This is a genomic window from Planococcus sp. CAU13, from assembly GCF_000775575.1.
In the GTDB taxonomy this organism is placed as follows: domain Bacteria; phylum Bacillota; class Bacilli; order Bacillales_A; family Planococcaceae; genus Planococcus.
Map to the genome: position 1 here is coordinate 20,622 of NZ_JRGN01000193.1, position 7,602 is coordinate 28,223.

Here is a 7,602-nt window from a genome sequence, read left to right on the forward strand (position 1 = left end):
AAGATGATTACTTCTACATGGAACTGGTTATGGGAAAAGCATTATCAGGCAAAAGATATGCTGCGATTTTTTGCAAAACCCGGATCCGAAATGCCGACTGGCAGAGACCGGGCCGAAGATGCGGGAACTTATGATGAGAGAAACAAAAAGAAAAGCTATAACACACCCCAATTGATCGGCTTGTTTTTGGGACCGCTTCTATTTCTGTTGACGCTGCTGTTCGTTAATCCCGAAGGACTGCCGCCGGAAGCAAAAGGCATACTGGCCAGCACTGTCTGGATTGCGACCTGGTGGATCACTGAAGCGATTCCGATTCCGGCGACTTCGCTGCTGCCGATTATCCTGTTTCCGCTGACAAATGGGCTGGACGTGGCGGCGACCACTTCAGCTTACGGAAATGATACGATCTTCCTTTTCATGGGCGGGTTCATGATTGCCCTGACAATGGAGAAATGGAATTTACATAAACGGATTGCCCTGTCGATCATTTCGCTGATCGGCACAAATACGGAACGGATCATCCTCGGCTTCATGGTGGCCACCGGGTTCCTGTCGATGTGGATTTCCAATACTGCCACAGCGATGATGATGGTGCCAATCGGACTGGCTATTATCTATCAGGTGTCGGAAGCTTTGAAAGATGATGATTCCATCGATACTTCAAAAGAAAACTTTGGTTTCGGGAAAGCACTGATGCTGGGTATCGCCTATTCCGCTTCTCTTGGCGGTATCGCGACGCTCATCGGGACACCTCCCAACACTTTGCTTGCCGGAGCGGTCAATGAAATTTATGGTATTGAAATCACCTTTGCCAAGTGGATGCTGTTCGGTGTCCCACTAGCTTGGACGTTCATTGCCATTGCGTGGATTTATCTGGTGAAAGTAGCCTATCCGCAAAAGCTTAAGCATTTGCCTGGAGGAACTCAGGTGATCCGCCAACAGAGAACGGACCTTGGTTCAGCTTCATACGAAGAAAAAGCGGTATTTACTGTATTCGTCCTAGTTGCACTCGCTTGGATCAGCCGTTCTTTCCTGTTGGATGCTTTTGCTCCTGATCTGCAATTTTCAGATGCAATGGTCGGTTTGATTGCAGCCATGATTTTATTTATCATTCCATCCAAAAACAGGCAGGGCGACCATCTGCTTGACTGGGCAACTGCTGTCAAATTGCCTTGGGGAATTTTATTGCTGTTCGGCGGTGGGCTTGCAATTGCCGCAGGCTTTACCAATTCCGGGTTGTCGGAATGGATCGGCAGCCAATTAATCGGTCTGCAGGGCGTTAATGTTCTGATCATCGTATTAGTGGTTGCAGCTTTGGTGCTGTTCCTGACAGAAATTACGTCCAATACAGCGACAGCTTCCATGATGTTCCCGATTATGGCTTCACTTGCTGTAGCGCTGAGCATTCACCCTTACGCATTGATGGTAACCGCCGCTGTCGCTGCATCGTGCGCATTCATGCTGCCGGTTGCGACGCCGCCGAACGCGGTTGTGTTCGGTTCCGGCTACCTGCGCATCCCGGATATGGCCAAAGCCGGATTCTGGCTGAATGTTCTTGGCATCTTCCTCGTCGGCCTGGCAGTCTTTTACTTCCTGCCGCTCGTCTGGGGAATTGATCTGCTGACGATTCCGGAGCAATTCATCAAATAAAACAGAGAAAACCGGATCAGCCGCTTGAGGCCGATCCGGTTTTCTTTTTGAATAACGTAATTATCAGTACATAGACCAACGGCAAAATGGCAGTGAACAGAATCAGGCCATTCCAGCCGGCAGAAATCCACAGCGGACTGAGAATCGAACTGCCGAGAGCGACACCGATGTAATAAGAAACGAGATAAAGGCTTGAGGCACTGCCTTTATGGTGAGTCGCTTCCTGGCCCACGGAAGCGGCTGTCAATGAATGCGCAGCGAAAAAGCCAAGGCAGGTAACACAGAGGCCAACGACAATCATCCATAAATAAGGGCTGATGGCCATGAAAATACCGATTGACAGGAGGAAAACACCAACCATCCTGACTTCCCGCAATCCGAAACGCTCAGCCGCTTTTCCTGCCATAGGGGAGCCGATTACGCCGATGCCATAAGCGAGGAACAGATACGAAATCGCCTGGAGAGACATATCAAACGGCGGCGTCTGTAAATGGAAAGGCAGATAGGTCCAAACTCCGGTGAATGAAATTTGCAGCACAGCGCCAAGCCCGAAAACCACTAGCAGGGACGGGTTTTTCAAGTGGAAAAGGAAGCCTTCGATGTCTTTGGCAAAAGTCATTTTGCTTGCTGTAAAATTGCGGGAGCGGGGCAACAGCATCCAAACTCCGGCAAATAAAATCAAACCGATGATGCCGAATATGTAAAAAGTTGACTGCCAGGAAAAAGCATCTGTCAAAAAGCCGCTCACTACCCTGCCGAGCATGCCGCCGAGAGCGTTGCTGGAAATATATAAAGCAGTTGCGTAGGCGACACTTTTCCGGTCTATTTCCTCGCTGATGTAAGCCAGAGCTGCTGCCGGCACGCCAGCAAGCGCAATTCCCTGAATAAAGCGGAGGGTTAAGAACAGCGTGAATGAATCGGTCAGCGGGATGATGAAAAAAGGGACAGCGGATCCGAGCAGTGAATAGATGATGTAAAATCTTCTGCCGTTGCGGTCAGAGAAGAACCCGAGAACGATCAAACCGATGATCAGCCCGACAATGGTGAGGGACATGGCCAGACTGGAAACAGAAACGGAAACATGAAATTCTTCAACAAAGACCGGGAGCAGCGGCTGAACCGCGTACAAATTGGCAAAGATGAAAAGGGAAGCCAATAGTAAACTGGCAATTATTCTCCAGAATTCCTTGTCTTTAACTGTATATCCGTCAGTTTTCATGCAAGCACATCCGTTCGTTCGTCGATGAATTTCATTTTATCATTTTTCAGGAAAAATTAAACAAAAGCTGTCTAGAAATCTTTTTCAGAAAAAACCCCGCGATTCCTGGGAATCGCGGGAGAATGGATTATAATTTTTTGAAATACGAAGCGATCTGTTTCTTCGAGGGTTCCTGCAGACGATAGCGCAGTTCTTTGTTCTGTGTATTGACAATATGATAAGCCGGATTTTCGGCAACTGTAAATTTCCAGTGGGGTTTCGTGTTTTTCTTCGTGATTTTCAACTCAGGAGGCATCATTTTATCGATGAAACTTTCAAGTTTAGCCATCAGGAAAGTGTCCATATAACGGACAATCAAAAATCCCTGTTGTTTTTCCGGATTGTATTTCGCCAAAGTGAAATCACTGATGTCAAATCCCTTTTCGTAACGCTGAACCGATGGTGATAAGACAAATGTATCCTCATTTGTAAAAACAGCCGAATTGCCCTGTTGCTTCAGCCCGAGTTCTTCCACCAAAAAATCTTTATTGACCAGACTCATTTCTCGTGCAGTAGCCATGTTATTCCTCCTTACAGAAATCATTGTACTTCTATTATAACACTCTTTTCTTCGGAAAGGGTTCAGAACCCTCACATCACTGCCTTTCTGTTAATTTATCAGAAAAAAGTATACAATAATGGCGAAAGGGTGATCATTATGTGCGGAAGATTTGCATTATATGCGGATTATAAAATGATACTTGAACGCTTTGACATCGACCAGGCGTCGTTTGAAGAAGAAGAGTATGAGCCGAGCTATAATATTGCTCCATCCCAGCAAGTAGCGGCTGTCATCAGCGACGGAAGCAGCAATCGCCTCGGCAAACTGCAATGGGGGCTTATTCCGCCGTGGGCAAAAGAAGCGAAAATAGGCTATAAGATGATCAACGCACGGGCGGAAACAGCTGCGGAAAAACCCAGCTACCGGAATGCCTTTAAAAAGAAACGCTGCCTAATCATAGCGGATTCTTTCTATGAATGGAGAAAAGAAGAAACAGGGAAAAAACCGATGCTGATCAAAATGAAATCAGATGAGCCTTTCGCTTTTGCGGGATTATGGGAATCATGGAAATCGCCGGAAGGGGAAACGGTCTACAGCTGCTCGATTCTTACGACAAGCCCGAATAACGTGATGGAATCGATCCATGACCGCATGCCGGTCATTCTTTCCAAGGAAGCGGAAAAAATCTGGCTTGATCCGGATGTGCAGGACATCGGGTTACTGGAAAGTCTGCTGAAACCTTTTGACGCTGCGGAAATGGAAGCCTATGAAGTTTCTGATCAAGTCAATTCACCGAAAAATAATACCCCTGAGCTGATCAGAAAAATAGGCTGAATCCATCCGGCATGCCGATTTGAAGGGAGAGGGCGAAATAATTTGCCCTCTCGAATTTTTGGAATTATGCTACTATTGAAAGAGGTGCCGCCAAATGCTTCAGAAAATAGACCACAAGAATGAAACGACAGCCAGGGAGATCATAAGAATACAGCGTCCCGCCTATTCTATTGAAGCGGAAATGATGGGGTTTTATGGAATCCCTCAATTGGAAGAAACGCTGACTGAACTGCAGAACTGCGACGAATCTTTTATAGGCTATGTCGAAAAAGGCGTGCTGCGGGGCTTCGTTTCCTATAAGAAAGAAAATGACCTAATCGATATTCACCGGCTGGTAGTCGATCCCGATCACTTCCGCAAAGGAATTGGCAGGCAGCTGCTGGCATTTTTAATGAAACGGTTTCAAGGGCTCGATTTTGCCGTCAGTACCGGCAAGCAAAATCTGCCGGCGAAAAAGCTTTATGAAAGTTTTTGTTTTATTGAAACGAAGGATTTTGAAGTGGCACCCGGCATTTTTTGCACGGCATTTGAAAAGAAAACGAATCTGGAAGGGGAGGAATATATAATGGATTACTTGAATCATCCGTTTACATCCAAACGGCATACCATGTTCTCGAAAAAAGGGATGGTAGCAACATCCCAGCCGCTGGCAGCACAGGCGGGGCTGGAAATTATGCAAAAAGGCGGCAATGCGATTGATGCTGCGATTGCGACAGCCGCTGCGTTGACGGTTGTTGAACCGACTTCGAATGGCATCGGGGGAGACGCGTTTGCTCTGGTATGGATGAAAGATAAATTGCATGGCCTGAACAGTTCCGGGCCGGCGCCGAAAAGCATTTCTGCTGAATCGGTGAAGGAGCGGGGGCACGACAAAATGCCGGTTCATGGTATGATTCCGATTACTGTTCCGGGTGTCCCGGCAGCGTGGGCGGAATTATCACAGAAATTCGGTAAATTGTCATTGGCTGAAACGCTGAAACCTGCCATCCGCTATGCGGAAGAAGGCTATCCGCTGACGCCGATCCTTGGGAAGTACTGGAAACTGGCCTATAATAAATTCAGGCAGACTTTTACTTCGGAAGAGTATCAGGCCTGGTTTGATACGTTTGCGCCGAACGGCAAAGCGCCGGAGATTGGTGAAATGTGGGCGTCTCCCGGACATGCGGCTACATTGAAGGAAATTGGCGAAACGGACGCTCGTTCGTTCTACGAAGGTCCGATTGCAGAAAAAATTGATACATACATGAAACAGCACGGCGGTTTCCTGGCAAAAGAAGACCTTGCCGCCTACAAGCCTGAATGGGTGGAACCGATTTCCACTCATTATAAAGGGTACGACGTATGGGAAATCCCGCCGAATGGCCAGGGTATTGTGGCTCTGATGGCGCTGAACATCTTCGGTAAAATGCAAAAGCCTCAGTGGCAGTCGGCTGATACGCTTCATGAGCAGATCGAAGCGATGAAGCTCGCTTTCACCGACGGCAAGGAATTTGTCACAGAGCCTCAGGCGATGCCAGTCAGCGCGGCTCATTTATTGTCGGAGGAATACGCTGAAAAACGCGCTGGCACAATTGGCGATACGGCGTCGGATCCGGTTCCATACGAGTTGCCGAAAGGCGGAACTGTGTATCTTGCAGCCGCAGATGAAGAAGGCAATATGATTTCCTATATTCAAAGCAATTACATGGGCTTCGGTTCAGGAATCGTCATTCCCGGAACCGGAATCGGTATGCAGAACCGCGGCGCCGATTTTTCATTGGATGAAAATCATCCGAATTTCCTGCAGGGCGGAAAACGGACGTATCATACCATCATTCCCGGTTTCCTGACGAAAGACGGCAAAGCGGTCGGGCCGTTCGGCGTCATGGGCGGTTATATGCAGCCACAGGGGCATTTCCAGGTAGTGACGAACACCATTGATTATCTGTTGAATCCGCAGGCGGCACTCGACGCCCCGAGATGGCAGTGGATTGAAGGCAAAACGGTGCTGGTTGAACCGGAATTTCCGAATTACCTGGCTCAGGCGCTTGCGAGAAAAGGCCACGCGATTCAAGTCGCCACAGACGGCGGCAGTTTCGGGCGCGGCCAGATTATCTGGCGCGATCCGGAGACAGGCGTACTGTCGGGCGGTACGGAATCGCGTACTGACGGAGCGATAGCTGCCTGGTGACAAATAGTTAAAAAAGAAAAAGGGGGGGCCATATGTGAGTAAGAATACCGATTTGTTTGCCGCTTTTTTCCGCGTCGGCATGCTCGGATTTGGTGGAGGGCCTTCCGCTATTCCTTTATACGAACAGGAAGCGGTCAAAAAATATAAATGGATGACAAGTGATGAATTTGGGGACACGCTGGCTTTGGCGAATACGATGCCCGGGCCGCTTGCGACGAAAATGGCCGGTTATATCGGCTGGCGGGTGAACGGCCTGGTGGGATGTCTCATCGCGATTTTTGCTTCTGTAGTGCCGACTGTCATGTTGATGATCATTTTGCTGGGTGTACTGCAGCAATACAAAAATGTCGCCTGGGTGAATGGCATGTCAGATGCAGTCGTCCCAGTCGTCGGTGTCATGCTCGCCATCCTCACGCTCGATTTCCTGAAAAAATCCAGAGATTCGCTCGGCTGGCTGCGTGCAGTGATCTACACGGTAATCTCCATCGTTCTGATGGAGGTACTCGGGGTCCATCCTGCATTTCTGATTGTCGCCATTCTGGTGCTTGTATTCCTTCCGTTGAAAAAGGAAGGTGGCGCTAAATGATCATTTATTGGCATATTTTTCTGGCCTTCTTTATTCCCGGAATTTTAGGGTACGGAGGCGGCCCGGCTTCCATTCCGTTAGTGGAGAAGGAAGTCGTCGACAGGTACGGCTGGATGACGACGCAGGAATTCGGCGAAGTGCTGGCGCTCGGCAACGCATTACCGGGGCCGGTCGCGACGAAGATGGCAGGCTATATCGGCTATATGGAAGGCGGCATACTTGGTTCGGCCATTGCGCTCTTTGCTTCTGTCGCGCCTTCGCTCGTCCTCATGATTGCCCTGATGGTCACGCTGCTGAGATTCAAGGATTCACCGAAAGTGAAGAATATCACGAAGTTGATCCGTCCGGTCATTGCTGTGCTTCTTGGAGCAATGACGCTGCAATTTTTCATGACATCCTATGAAGTATCAGGGAGCATTCAGACAATCGGACTGATTGTTGTGAGCTACTGGCTGCTGGAAATCCGAAAACTGCATCCGGCTTACGTGATACTTCTGGCGCTGGCATACGGCGCATTAACAGGATTCTTCTGATTCTGAAACCCATCCGCGAATTGTGGATGGGTTTTTATGTGCTTTTCTATGTCCAGACTCCGGCGACCC

At 48.7% G+C, this 7,602-nt stretch carries 7 protein-coding genes and 1 pseudogene; 6 read left to right on the top strand and 2 right to left on the bottom strand.

The features are described 5' to 3' along the window. Positions 1-3 precede the first annotated feature (3 nt). Positions 4-1,650, top strand: coding sequence for an SLC13 family permease (locus tag KW93_RS08595; protein WP_033542589.1), 1,647 nt, complete (start codon positions 4-6; stop codon positions 1,648-1,650). Positions 1,651-1,666: 16 nt separating this feature from the next. On the opposite strand, the gene KW93_RS08600 is transcribed toward KW93_RS08595, so the two are convergent. Further along, positions 1,667-2,869, bottom strand: coding sequence for an MFS transporter (locus KW93_RS08600; protein ID WP_033542590.1), 1,203 nt, complete (start codon positions 2,867-2,869; stop codon positions 1,667-1,669). A gap of 127 nt (positions 2,870-2,996) precedes the next feature. Then, on the bottom strand, positions 2,997-3,428 hold the full coding sequence (locus tag KW93_RS08605) for a hypothetical protein (protein ID WP_033542591.1): 432 nt from the start codon (positions 3,426-3,428) through the stop codon (positions 2,997-2,999). Positions 3,429-3,566: 138 nt separating this feature from the next. On the opposite strand from KW93_RS08605, the gene KW93_RS08610 reads away from it, so the two are divergent. The 5 genes and pseudogenes from KW93_RS08610 to KW93_RS08625 all read left to right on the top strand — a co-directional run bounded on the left by KW93_RS08610 (position 3,567) and on the right by KW93_RS08625 (position 7,533). Then, positions 3,567-4,244 carry an SOS response-associated peptidase gene (locus KW93_RS08610; RefSeq protein WP_033542592.1) on the top strand — a complete coding sequence of 226 codons (678 nt, stop codon included), beginning with the start codon at positions 3,567-3,569 and terminating at the stop codon, positions 4,242-4,244. Between the two features lie 184 nt (positions 4,245-4,428). Beyond that, positions 4,429-4,767 (top strand): annotated as a pseudogene (locus KW93_RS17815) (GNAT family N-acetyltransferase); the annotation flags it as partial. A gap of 42 nt (positions 4,768-4,809) precedes the next feature. Then, positions 4,810-6,414 carry a gamma-glutamyltransferase family protein gene (locus KW93_RS08615; RefSeq protein WP_033542596.1) on the top strand — a complete coding sequence of 535 codons (1,605 nt, stop codon included), beginning with the start codon at positions 4,810-4,812 and terminating at the stop codon, positions 6,412-6,414. A 34-nt stretch (positions 6,415-6,448) separates the two neighbouring features. Next, the gene (locus tag KW93_RS08620) at positions 6,449-7,000 is read left to right on the top strand and encodes a chromate transporter (protein WP_033542593.1); all 552 of its coding nucleotides are present in this window, start codon (positions 6,449-6,451) and stop codon (positions 6,998-7,000) included. Continuing rightward, positions 7,000-7,533: a chromate transporter gene (locus KW93_RS08625; protein WP_033542597.1), complete on the top strand. Its 534-nt coding sequence runs from the start codon at positions 7,000-7,002 to the stop codon at positions 7,531-7,533. The genes KW93_RS08620 and KW93_RS08625 overlap by 1 nt, the downstream gene beginning before the upstream one ends. Positions 7,534-7,602: the final 69 nt, after the last annotated feature.

Bases quoted from the DNA above. Each gene is read 5' to 3' on its own strand.
- KW93_RS08610 (WP_033542592.1), top strand. From the start codon at position 3,567: ATGTGCGGAAGATTTGCATTATATGCGGATTATAAAATGATACTTGAA.
- KW93_RS08595 (WP_033542589.1), top strand. From the start codon at position 4: ATGATTACTTCTACATGGAACTGGTTATGGGAAAAGCATTATCAGGCA.
- KW93_RS08600 (WP_033542590.1), bottom strand. From the start codon at position 2,869: ATGAAAACTGACGGATATACAGTTAAAGACAAGGAATTCTGGAGAATA.
- KW93_RS08615 (WP_033542596.1), top strand. From the start codon at position 4,810: ATGGATTACTTGAATCATCCGTTTACATCCAAACGGCATACCATGTTC.
- KW93_RS08605 (WP_033542591.1), bottom strand. From the start codon at position 3,428: ATGGCTACTGCACGAGAAATGAGTCTGGTCAATAAAGATTTTTTGGTG.